The sequence below is a fragment of the Pectobacterium peruviense genome (assembly GCF_003312355.2).
Lineage (GTDB): Bacteria > Pseudomonadota > Gammaproteobacteria > Enterobacterales > Enterobacteriaceae > Pectobacterium > Pectobacterium peruviense.
In genome coordinates, this window is record NZ_CP161826.1 from 4,490,473 (window position 1) to 4,510,465 (window position 19,993).

General features: G+C 47.3%; 20 protein-coding genes. 5 read left to right on the forward strand and 15 right to left on the reverse strand.

Annotated features, from left to right (window positions below; translation table 11 throughout):
• Nucleotides 1-5 precede the first annotated feature (5 nt).
• The 4 genes from DUT67_RS20195 (at nt 6) to DUT67_RS20210 (ending at nt 3,695) form a co-directional block, all read left to right on the forward strand.
• Nucleotides 6-1,097 (forward strand): PTS fructose transporter subunit IIC, encoded by a 1,092-nt coding sequence (locus tag DUT67_RS20195; RefSeq protein ID WP_113632238.1) that lies wholly within the window; start codon nt 6-8, stop codon nt 1,095-1,097.
• Nucleotides 1,098-1,108: 11 nt separating this feature from the next.
• Nucleotides 1,109-1,960: a class II fructose-bisphosphate aldolase gene (locus tag DUT67_RS20200; RefSeq protein ID WP_113632205.1), complete on the forward strand. Its 852-nt coding sequence runs from the start codon at nt 1,109-1,111 to the stop codon at nt 1,958-1,960.
• An 89-nt stretch (nt 1,961-2,049) separates the two neighbouring features.
• The gene (locus DUT67_RS20205; protein WP_113632206.1) at nt 2,050-2,910 is read left to right on the forward strand and encodes a ketose-bisphosphate aldolase; all 861 of its coding nucleotides are present in this window, start codon (nt 2,050-2,052) and stop codon (nt 2,908-2,910) included.
• A gap of 203 nt (nt 2,911-3,113) precedes the next feature.
• On the forward strand, nt 3,114-3,695 hold the full coding sequence (locus DUT67_RS20210; protein WP_113632207.1) for an NAD(P)H-dependent oxidoreductase: 582 nt from the start codon (nt 3,114-3,116) through the stop codon (nt 3,693-3,695).
• Between the two features lie 40 nt (nt 3,696-3,735).
• Here the strand turns inward: DUT67_RS20210 and DUT67_RS20215 are convergent, their stop codons facing one another.
• From DUT67_RS20215 to nudF, 15 genes are all read right to left on the reverse strand, one after another.
• Nucleotides 3,736-4,632 (reverse strand): LysR family transcriptional regulator, encoded by an 897-nt coding sequence (locus DUT67_RS20215; RefSeq protein WP_113632208.1) that lies wholly within the window; start codon nt 4,630-4,632, stop codon nt 3,736-3,738.
• 264 nt (nt 4,633-4,896) lie between these two features.
• Nucleotides 4,897-5,460: a TIGR00730 family Rossman fold protein gene (locus DUT67_RS20220; protein ID WP_101781461.1), complete on the reverse strand. Its 564-nt coding sequence runs from the start codon at nt 5,458-5,460 to the stop codon at nt 4,897-4,899.
• An 84-nt stretch (nt 5,461-5,544) separates the two neighbouring features.
• Entirely contained in the window at nt 5,545-5,997 is a 453-nt protein-coding gene (locus DUT67_RS20225; protein WP_113632209.1) for a DMT family transporter, read from the reverse strand.
• A gap of 303 nt (nt 5,998-6,300) precedes the next feature.
• Nucleotides 6,301-6,954, reverse strand: a complete 654-nt coding sequence (gene pyrE, locus DUT67_RS20230) for an orotate phosphoribosyltransferase (protein WP_113632210.1) — start codon at nt 6,952-6,954, stop codon at nt 6,301-6,303.
• Nucleotides 6,935-7,990 carry a quinone-dependent dihydroorotate dehydrogenase gene (locus DUT67_RS20235; protein ID WP_113632211.1) on the reverse strand — a complete coding sequence of 352 codons (1,056 nt, stop codon included), beginning with the start codon at nt 7,988-7,990 and terminating at the stop codon, nt 6,935-6,937. The genes pyrE and DUT67_RS20235 overlap by 20 nt, the downstream gene beginning before the upstream one ends.
• Nucleotides 7,987-9,006: a cysteine synthase family protein gene (locus tag DUT67_RS20240; RefSeq protein WP_101781454.1), complete on the reverse strand. Its 1,020-nt coding sequence runs from the start codon at nt 9,004-9,006 to the stop codon at nt 7,987-7,989. The genes DUT67_RS20235 and DUT67_RS20240 overlap by 4 nt, the downstream gene beginning before the upstream one ends.
• Nucleotides 9,007-9,018: 12 nt before the next feature.
• Entirely contained in the window at nt 9,019-10,224 is a 1,206-nt protein-coding gene (locus DUT67_RS20245; protein WP_113632212.1) for a Xaa-Pro peptidase family protein, read from the reverse strand.
• Nucleotides 10,214-10,591 (reverse strand): NUDIX domain-containing protein, encoded by a 378-nt coding sequence (locus DUT67_RS20250; protein WP_048258394.1) that lies wholly within the window; start codon nt 10,589-10,591, stop codon nt 10,214-10,216. The genes DUT67_RS20245 and DUT67_RS20250 overlap by 11 nt, the downstream gene beginning before the upstream one ends.
• Nucleotides 10,575-12,056, reverse strand: a complete 1,482-nt coding sequence (locus tag DUT67_RS20255; RefSeq protein ID WP_223254610.1) for a 4-hydroxyphenylacetate 3-hydroxylase family protein — start codon at nt 12,054-12,056, stop codon at nt 10,575-10,577. The genes DUT67_RS20250 and DUT67_RS20255 overlap by 17 nt, the downstream gene beginning before the upstream one ends.
• Complete coding sequence (locus DUT67_RS20260; protein ID WP_113632213.1) at nt 12,025-12,735, reverse strand: hypothetical protein; 711 nt, start codon at nt 12,733-12,735, stop codon at nt 12,025-12,027. The genes DUT67_RS20255 and DUT67_RS20260 overlap by 32 nt, the downstream gene beginning before the upstream one ends.
• A 596-nt stretch (nt 12,736-13,331) precedes the next feature.
• Nucleotides 13,332-15,227 (reverse strand): DNA topoisomerase IV subunit B, encoded by a 1,896-nt coding sequence (parE, locus tag DUT67_RS20265; RefSeq protein WP_113632214.1) that lies wholly within the window; start codon nt 15,225-15,227, stop codon nt 13,332-13,334.
• An 84-nt stretch (nt 15,228-15,311) separates the two neighbouring features.
• A complete protein-coding gene (gene yqiA / locus DUT67_RS20270) occupies nt 15,312-15,893 on the reverse strand; it encodes an esterase YqiA (protein ID WP_048258391.1) in 582 nt (193 codons plus the stop codon).
• A complete protein-coding gene (gene cpdA / locus DUT67_RS20275) occupies nt 15,893-16,720 on the reverse strand; it encodes a 3',5'-cyclic-AMP phosphodiesterase (RefSeq protein ID WP_048258390.1) in 828 nt (275 codons plus the stop codon). The genes yqiA and cpdA overlap by 1 nt, the downstream gene beginning before the upstream one ends.
• Nucleotides 16,721-16,951: 231 nt before the next feature.
• Nucleotides 16,952-17,383 carry a DUF1249 family protein gene (locus DUT67_RS20280; RefSeq protein WP_048258389.1) on the reverse strand — a complete coding sequence of 144 codons (432 nt, stop codon included), beginning with the start codon at nt 17,381-17,383 and terminating at the stop codon, nt 16,952-16,954.
• Nucleotides 17,384-17,387: 4 nt separating this feature from the next.
• Complete coding sequence (gene nudF / locus DUT67_RS20285) at nt 17,388-18,020, reverse strand: ADP-ribose diphosphatase (protein WP_113626473.1); 633 nt, start codon at nt 18,018-18,020, stop codon at nt 17,388-17,390.
• A 336-nt stretch (nt 18,021-18,356) separates the two neighbouring features.
• Between nudF and tolC the strand changes: the two genes are divergently transcribed.
• The gene (gene tolC / locus DUT67_RS20290; RefSeq protein ID WP_048258387.1) at nt 18,357-19,751 is read left to right on the forward strand and encodes an outer membrane channel protein TolC; all 1,395 of its coding nucleotides are present in this window, start codon (nt 18,357-18,359) and stop codon (nt 19,749-19,751) included.
• Nucleotides 19,752-19,993 lie beyond the last annotated feature (242 nt).

A 19,993-nucleotide genomic window follows, 5' to 3' on the forward strand; every position in this document is an offset into this window, starting at 1 on the left:
TCATTATGAACACCAGAAAAATAACCATTGGACAGGAAATAAAACGGCACCTCCTTACCGGTATTTCCTGGATGATCCCGCTGATTGTTGCAGCCGGGATCTGCATTGCACTCGGCCAGGTTATCGGCGGACCGGATGTCGGCAAGCAGACTGGCAGCATTGCATGGATGCTCAATCAGATCGGCGGCTGGGGAATGGGGTTGATTGTGCCGCTGATCAGCGCCGCGATCGCCTACTCCATTGCCGACCGCCCTGGCTTCGCACCCGGCCTGATTGTGGGCTTTATCTGCGGCCAGATTCAAACCGGATTTATCGGCGGTATTCTCGGCGGCTTCTTAGTCGGTTACACGGTGCTGCTGCTGCGCCGCTACATCAAGCTACCCACGTCGATGCAGGGGCTGATGCCCGTCATGATTCTACCGTTGCTCAGCACCATTATCGCGGGACTGCTGATGATGACGTTTATCGGTCAACCCATCATCTGGCTGCAAAAATCACTGATTCATCTGCTGGAATCCATGCAGGGCGGATCGAAATTCCTGATGGGTGCAATTTTGGGGGCAATGGCAACCTTCGATTTCGGCGGACCGGTAAACAAAACGATGTCGCTCTTCGCGGACGGCATGTTGGTCGATGGCATTTACGGGCCGGAAGCCGTCAAGTTTGTCGGTTCAATGATTCCGCCTTTCGGCATCACTCTTTCTTTCTTTTTGACTCGCTACAAATACACCCGCGCAGAAAAAGAGGCGCTGAAAGCCGCCTTCCCGATGGGGATCTGCATGATTACCGAAGGAGTCATACCGATTGCCGCACGTGATTTGTTTAGAGTCGTTGCCAGTTGCGTCGTCGCCTCCGCCATTGCGGGTGGGCTGATCATGGTCTGGGGTGTGGAGGCACCCGTGCCACACGGCGGCATGTTTGTGGTCCCGCTGTTTACTAAGCCGCTGATGTTCTGTCTGGCGCTTGGTATCGGCACCGTAATCTGCGGCGTGATGCTGTCGCTGATTAAGAAACGCGTCACGCAGGCTGATGAAGAGTTCGACGACGTTGATGACAGCCGCGTTCGTGACGAAGACATTACATTCACTCTCGAATAACAGGAGCCGCCATGTATGCCGCAATGAAAGCCCTCATTGATGACGCGTATCAACAGCAGTATGCCGTGCTCGCCATCAACTGTTTCAATCTGGAGACTGCTCGTGCGGCCATTGCCGCCGCCGAGCAGCAGCGTGCGCCACTGATCCTGAATGTTTACCAAGGACACAGTGCACACTTTCCTCCACATCTTGCGGTGCAGCTGGTCAAGGCGCTGGCCGAGCGGGCAACCGTCCCTGTCGCGCTCAGTCTGGATCACGGCACAGCATTCAACCTGATAGGGCAGGCGTTCCGTGCGGGGTTTACCGGACTGATGATCGATGCATCCAGCCATCCGCTGACGGAAAACATCCAGCGCACACATCAGGTAGTCACTATCGCCACAACCGCTGGCGTCTGTGTGGAAGGTGAGCTTGGACACATCGCCGATGCTCCCGTCTACGACCTTGAAGATGCCACGGTGAAAATGACGCAGGTAGAAGATGTCATTCCCTTTATCCGCCAAACCGGTATCGACCTGCTTGCCGTGTCGGTCGGCACCGCCCACGGCATTTATCCACTGGGGGTGACACCACAGATTGATTTTAAGCGTCTGGAAGCATTGCATCGTGAATCAACCGTGCCGCTGGCGCTGCACGGCGGTAGCGGCACCAAGGCTGACGACATTCGCCGCGTCAGCCGTCACGGCGTCGCCAAAATCAACGTCGGCGCAGCCGTTTTTGAGGCAGGAAAAACGGCGTTGCAGCAGACACTGCATCAACATCCAACAATGGAGCTATCCGACATGCTGGCGACAATGGAATCCGCCTGCCGCGACGTGGTCGTCGATTATCTCAGTTGGTCCGGCTCAGCCAACAAAGCCTGACCGTTCGCCCTTTACCGACTTTCGCCATCAGTGGCTACCCACTGGTACAGAAATGCTTTGCCCTTTATTCGACACAGGAGAGAAATAACATGTTGATTTCAATGACCGACATCCTTAAACCCACGCGCGAACATCGCTTCGCTATCGGCGCCTTTAACGTGGCCGACAGCTGCTTTATCCGCGCCGTGGTAGAAGAAGCCGAAGCAACGAATACCCCCGCCATCATCTCTATCCACCCGAGTGAGCTGGAATTTGTGACCGATGAATTCTTCGCCTATGTGCGAGAAAGAACATTGCGCAGCCCGGTGCCGTTTGTCATTCACCTCGATCATGGCGCGTCGATTGCACACGTTCTGCGCGCCATTCAGTGCGGATTTACCTCCGTGATGATCGACGGTTCGCTACTGCCTTATGAAGAGAACGTAGCGCTCACCCGCGAAGTGGTGAAGCTGGCGCACACCGTTGGCGTTTCCGTAGAAGGGGAATTAGGCACAATTGGCGATACCGGCACCACGATAGAAGGCGGCGTCAGCAAAGTGATCTATACCGACCCCGAGCAGGCGGAAGACTTCGTCAACCGGACGGGGGTTGATACGTTAGCCGTTGCCATTGGCACTGCGCACGGCATCTATCCCAAAGACCTGAAGCCAGAGCTGCAAATGCATATCCTGCGGGATATCTCGCAGCGGGTCTCGATCCCACTTGTTCTACATGGTGGTTCCGCCAACCCGGACGCCGAAATTGCCGAAGCGGTAACGCTTGGCGTGGGCAAAATCAATATCTCCAGCGACATGAAATTCGCCTATTTCCAGAAAGCGCGGGAAATCCTCAGCCGTGAAACCTGGTGGGATCCCAATGCCATCTACCCGGAACCCATCAACGCGGCAAAAGAGGTGATTCGCTACAAAATGGCGCTCTTCGGCTCACTAGGAAAAGCCGATTTATATTGATCCGCTAAACGCGCTGAACAAGGCAAGGGAAGGACTCTCTTGCCTTTCACCCTACGCTCATTATTTCAATATGGCGTCATTCTGCTTCTTGATTATTGATAATCAGTCAATAGTGTTATGCGCTACCGCCCATTTTTCTCCGCTGCTCGCTTCCCTAGACTACGCCCAACATCTTCGTTGATAACCGATTAGAGAGCAGACCTATGCAAAACATTTTGCTGATTGACGCAGGCAAATCATTCGCTCACTCCAAAGGTGAGTTGAACCATACCCTTACCGATGTCGCCGCCAGTTTCCTACGCGATAAAGGTCACGACGTCCGCGTGACGGTCGTGGACAACGGCTATGATATTGAACAGGAAATTCAAAACTACCTGTGGGCAGATACCATCATTTATCAGATGCCGGGTTGGTGGATGGATATACCGTGGATCCTGAAGAAATACATCGATGACGTGTTTACCGCCGGTCACGGTTCGCTTTACGCCAGCGATGGCCGTAGCCGTTCGGATGCCAGCAAGAAATACGGTTCTGGTGGGCTTTTACAGGGTCGGAAATACATGCTGTCTCTGACGTGGAATGCGCCGCTGGAAGCTTTCGACGATCCTGAGCAGTTCTTCCACGGTGTAGGGGTAGACGGAGTTTACCTGCCGTTCCACAAAGCGAACCAGTTCATTGGGTTATCCCCATTGCCGACCTTCATCTGCAACGATGTGATAAAGGCACCGGACGTCCCCGCTTATCTTGCAAACTACCGTCAACATCTGGACGAACTCTTTGCTTGATCGGCAGTTCACGCGTCTCTTCACCGCTGTGAGTCACGCCTCACAGCGGATTTTCCGTTAACTTCTCGCTCATAAAATCCAGAAAACAGCTAATGCGCGCCGCCAGTTGGCTATTGCGATAGTACACCGCATAAACCGGCAGGCTGGCTTCCACCGTCTCCTCGGTAAGGATCGGCACCAGTCGCCCTGCCGCCAAATCTTCCCGAATCAGGAAGTTAGACATACGCACAATCCCTTCACCCCGCAGTGCAAGCTGACGCAATATTTCACCGTTTGATGCCAACAGCGCTGGCGTGATGGGGTAAAAATCCTGAAGCCCGTGCCGTAGCGGCCAATGATTCAGCGACTCCACCTGAGTAAACCCCAGACAAATATGATCGGCTAATGACTCGACCGTCGTGGGCGTGCCGTGCTGCTGTAGATAATCGGGGCTGGCGACAATCCGCAGTTTGCTTGATCCAAGTGGCCGCGCATGAATAGTTGAATCCTTGAGTGTGCCAATACGGATGGCAATATGAATATGCTGTTCCAGCAGATCGATAATGAAATCATCCGTGTTGAGTTCAAGAATGATTTTTGGGTAGCGGCGGCGAAACTCCGGTACCAGAGGCACAATCACATGATGTATAAACGCTGAGGCTGAATTGATCCGCAGCCGTCCGCTCGGTTGCTCATGCCGCAATAGCACCTGCTCTTCAGCATGCTCCACGGCGTGAATCACACCACGAGCGTGCTCAAGAAACATCGTGCCTTCTTCGGAAAGCGAGAGGCGTCGGGTAGTACGATGCAGTAAAGTCGTCCCCAGCTTGTCCTCAAGACGTCGCAACGCTCGGCTGATGCCCGACGTCGTTTGTCCAAGCTGTTCCGCAGCCGCCGTGATCGAACCAGTGTCGATCACCACCACAAAAGCCTGAAGTTCCTCAAGCGTGACTTTCATAAGCAAATATACCTGCTACTGATGAAGCTGTTTATTCCGGTGCAATACACCACTTTCAGTGAACATGAATCATGCCACGATTATAAACCATTAGGCTTCATTCAATTTCGGCATAAAACATCCAAAGGCCACACATGAATATGTGGCCTGAATCAGTAACTCGATGAGTAGAAAAGACAAATCAGTGATTTTCTCACTAACTTTTATCATGAAAGGATGTTCAACGCGGGCGGATATAAACTCGCATCATACCTTTTCGCATTTCTAGCGCTGCCATTTCGGCTTTGGTGGAACATAGGAGAGCGCTTTTTGGAGAAGGTCTTCGGGATCATGTGAAACAATCAGCATTTCGGAGTACTCCGGCTTCATAAAACCATTGCTGATCATCTTGTCGATGAAGGCTAACAATTCATCGTAATAGCCATTTATATTAAGAAAAGCACAGGGCTTATTGTGCAAACCAAGTTGTGCCCATGTCCAGGCCTCAAAAATCTCCTCTAGCGTACCCGCGCCCCCTGGTAACGCGATAAAGATATCAGCATGTTCTGCCATTAATGACTTTCTGGCATGCATATCTTTGACAACTTTAAGCTCATGCACTCCACGATGAGCCAGCTCATGATCGACTAAGGATTGAGGCATGATGCCGATGACATGAACACCTGAAGATATTGCGGCGTCAGCGAGTGTTCCCATTAATCCAACTCGCCCACCACCATAAACCAGGTCAACCTTTTCTCTCGCCATTGCTAAAGCCAGGCTTTCAGTTTTTCTTACATATTCAGGATCTGTTCCGTGACTGGAACCGCAGAAAACAGCTGCACGCATATTCAACCTTATTTCATCGTAATTATCGTTTTGTTAACCAATAATATTTATTAGCATACCGAATTTATTATTATGCTTTATAAATCAACTAGTCTTTAGATTAACGCATAACACCCCTGCTAAAACTAATAATACGCCGACGAGTCGCATTGGTGCAATCTCTCGTATAGGCAATCCGAGAATTCCAAATTTGTCTAACAATAAAGACATCGATATCTGTCCAAAAATGACAAGAGAAATCATGGCGGCAATTCCTAACCTAGGTGCAAGGAATGTCGTGCCAAAAACGAAAAATGCGCCTAAAAGGCCACCAGATAGCAACCATACGTTGCTATGACGTAATTGAATCAGTTGATTCAAACGTTCTCCCGATGCCGCACACAGACAGAAAAGGCATAGAGTGCCAACAATAAATGAAACTAGCGAAGCAAGCATTGTACTGCCGCCCAGTATAGATTTCAGTTGATTATTGACAGCAGATTGGGTCGCGATAGCAATCCCTACGCTTATCGCTAAAAAACAATAGATAAAATTCAAAGAATCTCCTGCTAATTATGCCAGATATTTATTTCATTTTCGGCGATACCGTTGGATTTAAAATAATCAGATCTAACAAGGTGCCTGAGAACAATAGGTGAAGCCAGCATTTGACTATCTTGTCAGGAAAAAGAAACTCAACCAGATAGGCTTCCTACTGGCAACACGACTTGTTAGAATCCTTCTAATCTAATCTTGTTAGATAAATAGTTAGCATTATCGGTATTCAACTCTCAAAATTATCGCCGACTTTTAACTCATTCAGATCCGACACCGTAAATTCTGGTTTCCATTTTCAGGATATCAACACTTAGCCCCATATTTATTGAGGTAGATCTGGATAGCATCGATTTTTTCTTGCGCCTGACCATGTTTCTGCAAACAACTGATAACGTGCTGAATAGTAGTGATGGAAAAAATAGTCAAATCCAATCGTTCTCTAGCAGCTTGTAATGCTGATTTTTCCGCGTCCAAGGCACATTCCTGACGATCTAATGCAACGAGATAAGCCAAAGGGTTTCCGCCTTGAGAACGGATTATCTCTATTGTGTCATCGATTGTCATTCCTGAGGTGATAACGTCATCAACGATCATGACACTCGCGTTTGACAATGCCTCACCAACCAGAAGGCCACCGTCGCCATATGACTTCACTTCTTTTCTATTAAAAGAATACTTAACTTCATAATCGAAATCACGTTGTAAAGCCAAAGCCGTCGCCACCCCCAACGGTATACCTTTATATGCAGGCCCAAAAACTATATCAGGGCTTAAACCATTTTCCATGATGAATCGCGCATAAAAATAAGCCGTTTTATTTAACAGACTCGCGCTTGATAACTTCCCAAAATTAAAAAAATAAGGACTAACCCTGGCTGACTTAAGTGTGAACTCACCGAATTCTATTACCTGACTATCAATTAAAAACTGTGCAAACTCATCCTGAGTGCTTTTCATAATATGAACCTATTACTTGATTAATTGTTTGGAATCCATCCTGCCTCATAAGATATTCAATCTCAGAGAGCATCTTTGGCAAAATGGCTGGGCCGTCATAGATAAAGGCGGTGTATATTTGGCAAAGACTTGCGCCTAAACAAAGGCGTCTATAGGCTTCCGCACCGCTATCAATACCACCTGAAGCTATAATGGGTTTGCTGTAACCTATTACCTTAAAGACCCTCATAAGCATATCACGCGATCTTTCCTGTAACGGTTTACCAGACATCCCACCCGTTTGTAACTGTGTGGGGACCATTGAAAAGTTATGTCTGCTAACGGTTGTATTACTCACGATGAGTCCATCAACCAAAGAACCCGCTAGGTAAGTAAGCAAATTGGCTTCATCATGCGGTTCCATATCTGGAGAGAGCTTGATAAGAATCGGGCAATCTATCCCCCTATCCAACCTTAACCGATGTAGTTTCTCTAACAGTGGATCGATAGTTTCAGCATGCTGTAGATCCCTTAATCCTGGGGTATTAGGCGAAGACAGGTTAATCGTTAAATAGTCGGCATAGTCTATAAGTCCCTCCGCAGCGCGGATGAAATCGTCGAGATAGTCTACAGAATCCTTATTCTTTCCAATATTCACGCCTAAAATAACGTTCTTTTTATTATTAGCTAAACGTTGTTGAGCATATAGCATGCCTTTAGAGTTAAAGCCATAACGGTTAATTATTGCGCCCATGTCTTTTAAACGAAATAAACGTGGGCGGGGATTACCTGGCTGGGCTTTCGGCGTTATTGAACCAACCTCAACAAAACTAAAACCTAGCTTCCCCAGAGCATTATACACCTCAGCATCTTTATCAAACCCCGCGCCGATACCTAAAGGGTGAGCGAATTTCTTATTCCAGATTTTCTGAGAAACACCATCTGGTATAGCGATACGGTTTTCATATGAAAAACGGCTTAAGCTAAAAACGGCAAGATGGTGCGCAGTTTCTGGTGGCAGTCGGAGTAAGGTTTTTCGGCAGAGTTCGAGAATCATTTTTCAGTTACCAGTTCATCCTGAAATTCATCTAAACTGATTTTTATTTCATTTTTTAATTGTTCACCCGTCAGCAATTTTACATTTTTCTCCTCAAGCCAAGAATCATCATAAAATTGCTCGAGATAATTCACACCGGAATCTGGTGCAATCGCCATGACCGAATTAATTTCAGGAAGCTGTAAAGCCATCAATGCTGAAAATATAACAACACCGGAAGATCCCCCCAACATAAGTCCGACATCTTTTGCAAGCAATCGACATAATGATATTGCATTTTGATCGCTAACGCTGTGGAGAAAATCAAATACATCCAGATCAGTATTCTCCGCTCGCCAACTTAATCCCAGCCCGTTTAATAAGTAAGGATGAAAAGGTTTCCCGAAAATAGCCGATCCTGCAACATCACATGCCATAAATCTAACATGAGGGTGAACAGCCTTTACTCCTTTAGTAATCCCGCCGAAATGTCCTCCTGTACTAACAGAACCAACCAACATATCTACGGGGACTTCAAGGAATTCTTTTGCTGTGACTGTTTCATGAAAGTCAGGGTTGTCAGGATTATCATATTGATTGGTCCAATAGGCACCGGGATGCTGATTCAATAATGCTTTAACCCTCTCAATTCTGGCCTTTTGATATCCACCAGAGGCATCGGGAGTGTTTACAACGTCCACCTTGGCACCAAAAGCGGTAAACCAATTCAGCGAATTCTTACTCACTTTCGGATCGACAACAACGATGAGATTAAACCCCATACAAGCACTAAGCATAGCAAGAGATTTCCCCAAATTACCCGACGTCGATTCAATAACTGTACCACCGGGACGCAATTTACCACTTTCGAATGCTTTGTTAATCAATCCCAATGCCGTTCGATCTTTTATACTAAAATTCGGATTAAATTGTTCAAGCTTAATAAAAAGTTTTTTATTTTTTGGAACTAAAGGATGTTCAAGAGAAAAAACAGGAGTATTACCAATCAGTTCACTAACATTAGTTACTGCGTACATATTTATATTCCTTTATATAATTTTAAAATTAGGCGCAGGATTTGAAGTTAAAAAATGGTTGCAAGAAACGCCGACAAAAAGCGGATCCTCTATATGCAAAGCCCCCATTCCAAACTCGTAGTAAGGTGTTTCTACTGACAAGACCATTCCTTCTTGTATAATATTTTCGTCAGAGGGATTTAATATTGGAAGTTCATAGGGTTCTAAACCAATTGCATGCCCAACATGATGACGACGATACTCAGGAAAACCGGAACGGTGTACAACATCCATAATGTGAGAAAAAACTTGTTTTCCCGTTTGTCCGGGACGAATAAAATCCAGCGCCGATAACATTGCATTTTGCAGTGCTTGATAACGCTTTAGTATAAAGGGTTCGACACGGTCGATTGCATATACACGAGCAATATCGGACCAATAGCCTTGATAAACTGCGTCAGAATCAAACCAAAGAAGATCTCCTGATTCCAGACACAATTTTTCATTTTGCCGCCTCTGCCCGCCGACTGCGGCTCGGCCCACTTTAAGCATAGTCAGGGAAGGAAAAGCCCCTTTCTTTACAAGTGCCTGATTGAACCAACTTGCTATTTCAGTCTCACTGGAACCTCTACTGACTAACTTTACCGTCTCATAAATCGCAGCTTCATTAATCAAAGCTGATTTTGTCAGCATCTCGACTTCGTTTGGTGTTTTACGCCTTCTCGCATGGCGTATAGCCTTAGATACCCCAATCCATTTGATGCCAGGCAAGTTATTTTTAAGATAGTCCAAGGTCTGTAGTGGCATACCATCTTCATCAAACCCGATGCGATTTATGTCACCATAGTCTCGTATTTTACGAATCAGCTTTTCTAAGGCTTCAGCTGGCGATGCCTGAGATAACTCGATATTGCTAAGCTTCAGAAGTTCAGTTTCATCTTCCGTTAAGCAAATTTGACCGCCATATTCACGATAAAATATCCCATAGGGCTGAACATGTTGGACGGGAACATCCGCATCAAGTATCTGATCGATTTCACCAATCGAATGCACAATGCTTACAGCACCAACGTCATACCGATGAAGTAATACATAGCATTGCCCATGATAGGGATTCAATGTCTTAACAACAGGTGAAAATCCCGTGAAATAGTGGAGATTCTCTCTGCTTGCTCCAATCAATAAGTCTATTTTTTCTCTTTCGAAAAGGTCTCGAATTTGAGCCGTATCATAAGCCATTGTTAATAACCTTGAGCGTTTTTACGACAGCAGGGGCCATGTGCTCCGTGTCAGAAAGAGAAAACCACCCCAATTCACTGATTTCAGCGCATGGGGTGACAGGCGGTAAAAACGAGATAGTAAAAATGGACAGATGAACCCTATCGCTACCATCATGATTTGGTCCGGTTACTGTGGTCAGAAACGTCAATTCAGATGCCGGAACAACTAATCCGAGTTCCTCTTCCAGTTCTCGTATTAATGTTTCTTTAGGATTCTCTCCTGGGGATATTTTTCCGCCAGGAAAATACCACACCGTATTATCCCGAACACGAACCAGCAGTACTTTGTCTTGCTTGATATATGCCAGGCTAGCGCAAAGAATCATGATAAATTCTCTTTATATTATCCAGATGCTTAAATAATTCACCCTTAGGGTAATGTGAATAATGCATTGCAGCTATTCTAATAGGATCACCTGCATGGTACTTTTCATATACCATTTGCCTTTGTCCAAAACCATCACCACTAAGGTCCCACGCCAAATTCAAGAGGAAACACCTATCTTCAGCACTTATATTTTTATTTTTTAATGCTTCTTTAATAACCGGACCATTGTTATTTTCAAAATCCCCATGATGGGGCACAGCAAGCATTGAGCCTGCAGAAAGAGATTGAATAATATTTACCATCCGATGATACCACTTAGGAAAATGGTATCGGATAGCCTGAATAGCGTGAATACTCGGATTTAGAAGTTCGTTTTCTAAAGTTGCATCGTCTTCCGCTAACAAAATCGCACCGCGAACTAACTCCAGGCTTGAGGTCATCTCTCCGAGTTGTTCTTGGACGTTCAAGAAGCTACCAAGCCCCATTTTATTAGCCAGTTCAATTGCAACGCCTGTCAATAATTCGGCTTTTGCAAGCCCCCTAACAATTCCCTGATGCCCATTATGGTTTCGAATTCTTGTCTTATCATAAAATGCATTCGATTTCTCTATATCCCTGAAGACAAACACATCGCTCCACGGAATAAATACATCCTCAAAAACCATATACGCATCAGACTCATCAAAGAGATTTGCAATTGGATGATCTAAAAGGTTGTAACCATTATGGTTCAGAGGTTTTCGGCAAATGAGCTTCACTCCCTGAACGGTGACGGGTACAGCAAATGCAAGGGCGAAGTCTTCGTCACCGGGAATCAATCCGGGCATATTAAATACTAAGAGCTCATCAGCAATGGGCGCCAAAGTCACTATCATTTTAGCGCCGCGAACAATCATTCCCTTTGAATCATGAGAAATAGACCGAACCCCGCAATATTGATTTGCTTGTAATCCTAACTGAATGCCTCTATCAATTTGAGGATTGATTGCTCCATGCCCTACAAACAAATTATCATTTCGACATCTGTCATAGTATTTAACTGCATTGTTAGAAAAATCAGTGTATTGACCAGAACCCAGCACATGAGAGTTTGTGGCCATAGCCGCTAAAGCACTATTGATGAAGTCGGGGGTTCTTCCCAGCATCCCAAATGATAAATCAGCAATCGCTTTATAACTCTTTCTCTTTCTCGCCAAGTCCTCTTTAGTCTTAGGGGCAAGCGTGCTGATGTGATAATTTCTGCCATTCTCTTCATAAGAGAACAATTCCGGCTGCGATTCCTGAAGCTGATAGAATTCAGCAATGCTATCAATTGCCCCTCGGAATGAGGGTTCAGTAGATACGTCAGATATCAATTTAGAATCAATATAAACCTGTCGCGGACTTTTCAATCTGCGTAAGTAGTCTTCCTTTAACATAACAGCAGCCTTATTAGCAATTGTCTGAAATAATTCTGTCTTCATTAACCCCTAGGGCATGAAGTTCATTTTGTATTAATTTAAAGAAGTTTTTACCGCTTCCGATATAGAAGTTGGATTGGGAAAAGTGAGAGGAACTAATTGTCTTGATTGTTTTATTTATAAAATTAACATCACGACTTTCGTGACTACGTTGGACCGTTATGAAATAAAAGTTTTCATTGGAAATAAAAACATCATTCACATCATCATCAGTGAAATAATTAATACATTTATCATTTATCCAAATTAATAACGTGGGTTGTTCACTGTAATGCTTCGCCAGATATTGAATGATACCTCTGGCATAACTATAAGCAGTATCACATACGATTAATACGTTACCGTAATCAGATTGCCGCCAATGTGCCTGACCCTGTGGCAATGAAACAGAGACGTTTTTTCCGGATTGTATTTCTAGAATAATTCGGTGCGATGCTGAGAATAATTCATTAAACCCTATGATTAGCTCTATAATTATTTCATCATTTTCATTCTTTAATGTATGCCAAGAGGATATAGAAAAGTACCTTTCGAGTTCATCTCCACAACTTAATTTCACATATTGGCCAGGTAAATAATGATAGGCGGCTATACGAATGCTAACCAGATAAGTCTTATCGTTTAATTCCTTTACTTCGATCTGGCAAGGCTTGATCATTATTTGTTGACTAAGAAAGGACATAATTTAGGTACTTTACCGTTTTTAAAATGAAAATAAATTAGCTAATTATTAACAATAAAATTAATTACACATTGTTATTTTCATCATCGCTTCCTTGTGATGCATAGGTCTAAATCATAAGATATATTTATAAATTACAAACCAATTTGAATGAATCAAATTTAATTGATTAAAGTGAGGGTTAGATCTCATTATTAATTGAATAGAAATTTACGCTTGCCATAAAAAGAGATATGGATCACGATTTTTGTAAAAAAATGGGGGGCTAATTTTAATTCAAGAGGATGAGATCAATAAAAATTCTATTTTTTATTGGATGTGGCACCGTGCTCAGAGAAATTCGAGGGTATCTGGAAAATTGGGGGAAATTGGGGGAAATTGGCAGGCCTATCTGGATAAAACCCGAAATTCAGGCAATGTATTGATTATCAACATGGTTCAACAAGGGTGGTCCCTCCATCATCCGACTTGATGGAAGGAAACCCCATGATATTTTTGCACTGGATCACTTCATTTAGTGAACCAAGATCTGCTTAAAAGACGGCTAACGTTCGCCCGTAGCTTGAGTTATTTATAAAACTCAACTCTCGGTGGCGTTACACTTCGATCTCCGCCCTATCGCCTTTCTCTTGCAGCCAGTTGCGACGATCTTCCGAGCGTTTCTTCGCCAACAGCATATCCATCATCGCCATCGTTTGATCCATCTCGTCGTCGCTGATGGTCAACTGCACCAGACGGCGAGTATTGGGATCCAGCGTAGTTTCACGCAGCTGCGGCGGGTTCATTTCACCCAGACCTTTAAAGCGCTGTACGTTAGGCTTGCCTCTCTTGCGCTTAAGCTGTTCCAGTACTCCCGCTTTTTCCTCTTCGTCCAGCGCGTAGTAAACCTCTTTGCCCAGATCGATACGGTACAATGGCGGCATCGCGACATAAACGTGTCCACCTTGAACCAGCGCTCGGAAATGGCGGACAAACAGCGCACACAGCAGCGTCGCGATGTGCAAGCCATCGGAGTCCGCATCCGCCAGAATACAGATCTTGCCGTAACGCAGTTGGCTGAGATCGGTGCTGTCGGGATCGATACCGATCGCCACCGAAATATCGTGCACTTCCTGCGAAGCCAGCACTTCATCGGAGGAGACTTCCCAGGTATTCAGAATCTTACCTTTCAGCGGCATGATCGCCTGAAATTCACGTTCACGTGCCTGTTTCGCCGATCCACCCGCCGAGTCCCCTTCCACCAGAAACAGCTCCGTCCGGTTGAGATCCTGCGAAGTGCAATCCGCCAGCTTGCCAGGCAACGCAGGCCCACTAGTCAGCTTTTTACGCACTACTTTTTTGGCAGCGCGCATGCGGCGCTGAGCGCTGGAGATAGCCAGCTCGGCCAGTTGCTCCGCAGCCTGTACGTTCTGGTTCAGCCACAGGCTGAAAGCATCTTTCACGACGCCGGACACAAACGCAGCACACTGACGAGAAGAAAGACGTTCTTTGGTCTGCCCGGCAAACTGTGGTTCCTGCATTTTTACCGACAGCACGTAAGCGCAGCGTTCCCAGATATCATCGGCGCTCAGCTTCACGCCGCGCGGCAGAATATTGCGGAATTCGCAGAATTCACGCATCGCATCCAGTAACCCTTGGCGCAGGCCGTTAACGTGTGTCCCGCCCATTGGCGTCGGGATGAGGTTAACGTAGCTTTCCGTCAGCAGTTCACCGCCTTCCGGCAGCCAGAGCAGCGCCCAGTCTACGGCTTCCGTATCGCCGCTAATCGAGCCAAGAAACGGTTTTTCCGGCAGCGTGATCAGGCCATTTATCGCCTCACACAGGTAGTCGTTCAGACCATCCTGATAGCACCAGCGCTGCTCAGTGTTGTTAACTTTATCTTTGAAGATGATTTCCACACCGGGGCACAAGACCGCTTTGGCCTTCAGCAGGTGCGTCAAACGAGATACCGAAAAGCGGGCGCTGTCGAAGAATTTCTCATCCGGCCAAAAGTGCACGCGCGTACCGGTGTTACGACGTCCACAGGTACCCGTTACCGTCAATTCCTGCACTTTATCGCCGTTTTCAAAAGCGATGTCATAGACCTGACCATCGCGCTTGACGGTGACTTCAACACGGGTAGATAAGGCGTTCACCACGGAAATCCCTACGCCGTGCAAGCCGCCTGAAAACTGATAGTTTTTACCGGAAAATTTACCGCCCGCATGCAGACGACAGAGGATCAGCTCAACGGCGGGCACCCCCTCTTCTGGGTGAATATCCACCGGCATCCCACGACCATCATCAATCACTTCGAGAGACTGATCGGCGTGCAAAATCACATCAATACGGCGTGCATGACCCGCCAGCGCTTCATCAACGCTGTTATCTATGACCTCTTGTCCCAGATGGTTAGGACGTGTGGTATCGGTGTACATTCCCGGACGACGGCGCACCGGTTCCAGTCCGCTGAGTACTTCAATCGCATCAGCGTTATAACTTGATTGAGCCATAGTTTGCGTTAATTCTTTGAGTTCAGTGAATGGTGTTTAACGAACCGCTTTTGGCGATTCGTTTTTCAATGCATATGCGGCGGTTCAGTCTGTCGTGAGCCCTAAAAAATTCACAATGGGTGTGAAAAAATGCTCAAATCCAACAAAGGCATGATTGCCCCCTGATTCCACAGTTTGACGGCAGGCCGTGTAATACGCGACTGCCTGACGATAGTCCAGAACCTCATCCCCAGTCTGCAATAGCAGCCAGAGCAAATCCGGCGATTCCAGTCGGTCAACCTGCATAACTTTCAGATCGTACACGTGCCGAGACTCTAGCACATATTGTTCGCCGGTGTAGGGGTTCTGATATTCGCCGAGATGGTCCAGCAACAGTTCAAACGGCTTCACTGCGGGATTCACCACCACGGCAGGCAGCATAAAACGCTGGGATAGCCAGGTGGCATAATAACCACCGAGGGAAGAGCCAACAATGCCCACCGGACGACCCGCTCGTTCCATAATCAACGACTCCATCATCTCGGCGGCCTCCGTCGGATAAGGAGGAAGTTGCGGAATCACCATGTCAATTTCAGGATGCTGTTCTGCCAGCCACGTTTTCAGCGCTGTCGCTTTCGCCGACTGAGGCGTACTGTTAAAACCGTGCAGATAAAGAAGTGTTGGCATTAGTAACCGTCCGAATCCATGTCAGGCAGGAATTCGCTGCCCGATAGGCGGTAAACCTCAGTTTCCAGGCGACCATCCGGCAGCAGGTCCAAATAGCGCCATCCCGGTGCCACGTTATCAATAGTAAAATTGGTACAGTGCGGTTTGAACTGCACGCAGGTCGATGGCGTTGCCAGCAGGCGGCGGCCATGCCAGTCAAAATCCATCTCCTGATGAATATGCCCACACAGCACGGTGTTCACCTTTGGATAGCGATCCAGCACCGCAGAAAGATTGTGCGCATTACGCAAGCTGTGTTGATCGAGCCAAGTACAGCCAGAAGGGTGTGGATGATGATGCAGCAGCAGTAACGTAAAGCGATCGGGCTGGCTTTTCAGGCTGCGCTCCAACCATTCAAGCTGGTATTCACTCAGTTCACCGTGCGGGACGCCGAACACCTGGCTGTCCAATAGGATAATCTGCCATTTGTCGCCCAGCAGCACATGTTTGGACGGCGCAATACCCGCGTCAGCCAGCGCGTCTACCATCGCCGGTTGGAAATCGTGGTTACCCGGGAGCCATACGCAAGGTGCAGGAATCTGCGCAATCCCGCGTGAGAAATGGTGATAGGCTTGCAGCGTATGATCCTGCGCCAAATCGCCCGTCGCGACGATCAAATCAAACGCATCCTGCCGAGCCTCGATGGCATTCAGCACAGCGTGATAGCTACGATAGGTGTTGATACCCAGCAAGGTTTCATGCTCGCCCGCAAAAAGATGGGTATCTGTTATTTGCAAAATCCTGACTCTGGCGCCACTCGCCACAGGCAGTGTCAACAGGCTTTCCAAATGGTGTCCTTGGTTACGTAAATCTGTCTCTACCCGTCATCTCTCAACTTGCAGAATATACCCATCATACTTCAAGCTGCATGTGCGTTGGCTTTCCTCGCTCACCCCAGTCACTTACTGATGTAAGCTCCCGGGGATTCACTGTGTCGCCGCCTTCCTGCAACTCGAATTATTTAGGGTATACGTTGGTTTCCCTTATGGCTCGACCGCCACTTTCCTGCACGTTGAAATCTATTGGGTATCAAAAACCGGTATCGACATCGAACCATACGCCAAACAATACTTTAGCCAATCAGCAAGAAACTGATTAATTTGATGCTTTTCGTCACGTTGATGTAACTTCTTATTAGGATAATCATAACGTGCTTTGAAACGAAAGATCTGCTGGCTGGAACACACTTCCGCAACCAACGCATCATGATACAACCTAACGCTCATCATTGGCAGGCTCCAATAGCTGACAGCGGGTGCCGTCTGCTTAATCTCGACCAATGAGGTGTAGCGAGTAGATTCAACAATCGTCAGTTGGTAGACCGCATTATCGACGTGATAAACCGCGATTTCACCGACTTCATCCACTTTCGGCAGTAAACGCCGTAATTGCATGAAATTGGTTTCACATAGCCTCATCATGGCAGGGAAATCCGGTGTATAACGTTTCATAAATTCACCCCACCCATGCGCGCTTGAGTTCTTCATGGTGCAACGCCAACCATTGCAAGGCAATGACAGACGCCGCGTTATCAACAATCCCCGCCTCAACCCATTGATAGCTCTGCTCGCGGCTCACTACATGTACGCGGATATCTTCATTTTCTTCTGCCAGGCCGTGAATCCCTGTCGCCAAGCGGGTATCTACTTCACCCACCATCACCGCCAAACGTTCGCTCGTGCCACCGGGGCTGGCAAGATAGTTGATTATCGGTCGGCAGCGACCAACCCTTAATCCGGCTTCTTCCTCTGCTTCACGTCGCGCTACGTCTTCGTGGCTTTCTCCTGGCTCAATCATGCCAGCCACCAGCTCAAACAACCAGGGAGACGCGCTGGAGTCATAAGCGGCGATACGAATCTGTTCTATTAATACCACTTCATCACGTACCGGATCGTAAGGCAAAAGCACAACGGCGTGGCCGCGCTCTAAAATTTCACGGCTCACTTCACCACTCATCCCGCCATTAAACAGACGATGACGGAAGCGATAACGCTCTAGCGAAAAAAAACCGTCGTACAGCGTTTCGCGTGCAATAATTTCTACATCATCTTTGGTGAAAGTAACGGAGCCGGATACGGAAGACGCCATGGCTGCACTCCTGTAACAAGTATTAATGGAATTCGGTATTGTATGGCGGAATCCGCTGTCATTATACTCATCATTGTTTTTGAACGTTTATTAGGCGTGACGTCAGCGACGTGGGGCAATACTCGCCCATCGCATCACTTTTTCGTGCCTGACAGAACAGCAAAACGTCGCGCTGAATCATCCAATGGGTCAATTTATCTGACCATTTGGACATACTCCGCTGAAAGATGGCACGTTCAGCTACCTTATCCTATTGGCAGATTCTGATAGAATCGACAATTATTCGTCTACAGACAGCGCTACCATAGCGAGATTGCTGCACAACAAGGAATGCAAATGAAGAAATTGCTCCCTCTTCTTATTGGTCTGAGCCTGGGTGGCTTTAGCGCCATGAGTCAGGCGGAAAACCTGTTACAGGTCTACCAACAGGCAAAAAGCACCAACCCTGATTTACGCAGCTCTGCGGCAACCCGCGACGCCGCGTTTGAAAAAATCAACGAATCACGCAGCCCATTACTACCACAGTTGGGGATCAACGCGGGTTATACCTATAACAAAGGTTACCGTGACAGCAACGGCGTCAATAGCAATGAGAAAAGCGCGACACTACAGCTGACCCAGACGCTGTTCGACATGTCCAAATGGCGTGCGCTGACGTTGCAGGAAAAACAGGCGGGTATTGAAGACGTAACCTATCAGACCGCTCAGCAAAACCTGATGTTGAACACGGCGACCGCTTATTTCAACGTGCTGCGTGCGATTGACTCACTGTCCTACATTAATGCGCAGAAGCAGGCAATTTATCGCCAGTTGGATCAAACGACACAGCGTTTCAACGTAGGTTTGGTTGCTATTACCGACGTTCAGAACGCTCGTGCACAATATGACAGCGTGCTGGCTAATGAAGTGTTGACGCGTAATACGCTGGATAATGCGCTGGAATCACTGCGCCAGATTACGGGCAATTTCTACCCGCAATTGGCTGGTCTGAACATTGAGCGTTTCTCTACCCAGAAACCTGAAGCCGTTAACAACCTGCTGAAAGAAGCCGAAGCCCGCAACCTGAACCTGTTATCTGCACGTTTGAGTCAGGATTTGGCGCGTGAGCAGATTCGTTCCGCCGAAACAGGTTATATGCCAACGCTGGATCTCACTGCATCGACGGGCGTGAGCGATACCCGCTATTCAGGTTCAAGAACACAAAACAGTAACTCGTTTAACGATTCAGACGCTGGGCAGCATCGGGTGGGGATTAACTTCACTCTACCACTTTACAGCGGTGGTGCGACCAATTCTCAGGTGAAGCAGGCGCAGCACAGCTACGTTAGCTCTAGTGAACTGTTGGAAAGCGCACACCGTTCTGTCATCCAGACGGTACGTTCATCGTTTAACAATATTTCTGCCTCCATCAGCAGCATCAACGCTTACAAACAGGCTGAAGTGTCTGCACAAAGCTCCCTGGATGCAATGGAAGCGGGTTATCAGGTAGGTACACGCACCATCGTTGACGTACTCGATGCCACCACCACGCTGTATAACGCCAAACAGCAGCTCTCCAGCGCACGCTATGATTACCTGATCAATCAGTTAAACATCAAATCCGCGCAGGGCACGCTGAATGAAGCCGATCTGCAAGCGCTGAATGCGTCATTGGGTCAACCATTGTCAACGACACCGACCGTAACGGATAATACCGCTCCGCAGGCAACGACCGCCTCAGCGCAGCGTTAATCTGTAGATGCATTGACAAGCAATCCGATACAGGGGAACCACGGTTCCCCTGTATCATACCCGTCTCTTTTCCACAAAATAACGCAACAGCATCAGAACGCCGGAGCCCTCTTCTTTCTTCATAAGGAGAAACGTTGCACGACTCAAAGCCTATCCCAGTAGGCGTGATTGGTGCAGCCAGTTTGGACACGGACAGCGCGCAGAAACCGGAGCGTACACGTAGTACGTGAGGATTTAGAGCA

Coding starts and splice junctions, on each gene's coding strand:
- yqiA (WP_048258391.1), bottom strand. CDS start 15,893: ATGCCAACACTTCTTTATCTGCACGGTTTTAACAGTACGCCTCAGTCG.
- nudF (WP_113626473.1), bottom strand. CDS start 18,020: ATGGCGTCTTCCGTATCCGGCTCCGTTACTTTCACCAAAGATGATGTA.
- DUT67_RS20260 (WP_113632213.1), bottom strand. CDS start 12,735: ATGTCCTTTCTTAGTCAACAAATAATGATCAAGCCTTGCCAGATCGAA.
- DUT67_RS20215 (WP_113632208.1), bottom strand. CDS start 4,632: ATGAAAGTCACGCTTGAGGAACTTCAGGCTTTTGTGGTGGTGATCGAC.
- DUT67_RS20250 (WP_048258394.1), bottom strand. CDS start 10,591: ATGATTCTTTGCGCTAGCCTGGCATATATCAAGCAAGACAAAGTACTG.
- DUT67_RS20240 (WP_101781454.1), bottom strand. CDS start 9,006: ATGTACGCAGTAACTAATGTTAGTGAACTGATTGGTAATACTCCTGTT.
- pyrE (WP_113632210.1), bottom strand. CDS start 6,954: ATGAAAAGCACTCAGGATGAGTTTGCACAGTTTTTAATTGATAGTCAG.
- DUT67_RS20235 (WP_113632211.1), bottom strand. CDS start 7,990: ATGATTCTCGAACTCTGCCGAAAAACCTTACTCCGACTGCCACCAGAA.
- DUT67_RS20205 (WP_113632206.1), top strand. CDS start 2,050: ATGTTGATTTCAATGACCGACATCCTTAAACCCACGCGCGAACATCGC.
- DUT67_RS20220 (WP_101781461.1), bottom strand. CDS start 5,460: ATGCGTGCAGCTGTTTTCTGCGGTTCCAGTCACGGAACAGATCCTGAA.
- DUT67_RS20200 (WP_113632205.1), top strand. CDS start 1,109: ATGTATGCCGCAATGAAAGCCCTCATTGATGACGCGTATCAACAGCAG.
- DUT67_RS20210 (WP_113632207.1), top strand. CDS start 3,114: ATGCAAAACATTTTGCTGATTGACGCAGGCAAATCATTCGCTCACTCC.
- tolC (WP_048258387.1), top strand. CDS start 18,357: ATGAAGAAATTGCTCCCTCTTCTTATTGGTCTGAGCCTGGGTGGCTTT.
- DUT67_RS20195 (WP_113632238.1), top strand. CDS start 6: ATGAACACCAGAAAAATAACCATTGGACAGGAAATAAAACGGCACCTC.
- parE (WP_113632214.1), bottom strand. CDS start 15,227: ATGGCTCAATCAAGTTATAACGCTGATGCGATTGAAGTACTCAGCGGA.
- DUT67_RS20255 (WP_223254610.1), bottom strand. CDS start 12,056: ATGAAGACAGAATTATTTCAGACAATTGCTAATAAGGCTGCTGTTATG.
- DUT67_RS20280 (WP_048258389.1), bottom strand. CDS start 17,383: ATGAAACGTTATACACCGGATTTCCCTGCCATGATGAGGCTATGTGAA.
- DUT67_RS20245 (WP_113632212.1), bottom strand. CDS start 10,224: ATGGCTTATGATACGGCTCAAATTCGAGACCTTTTCGAAAGAGAAAAA.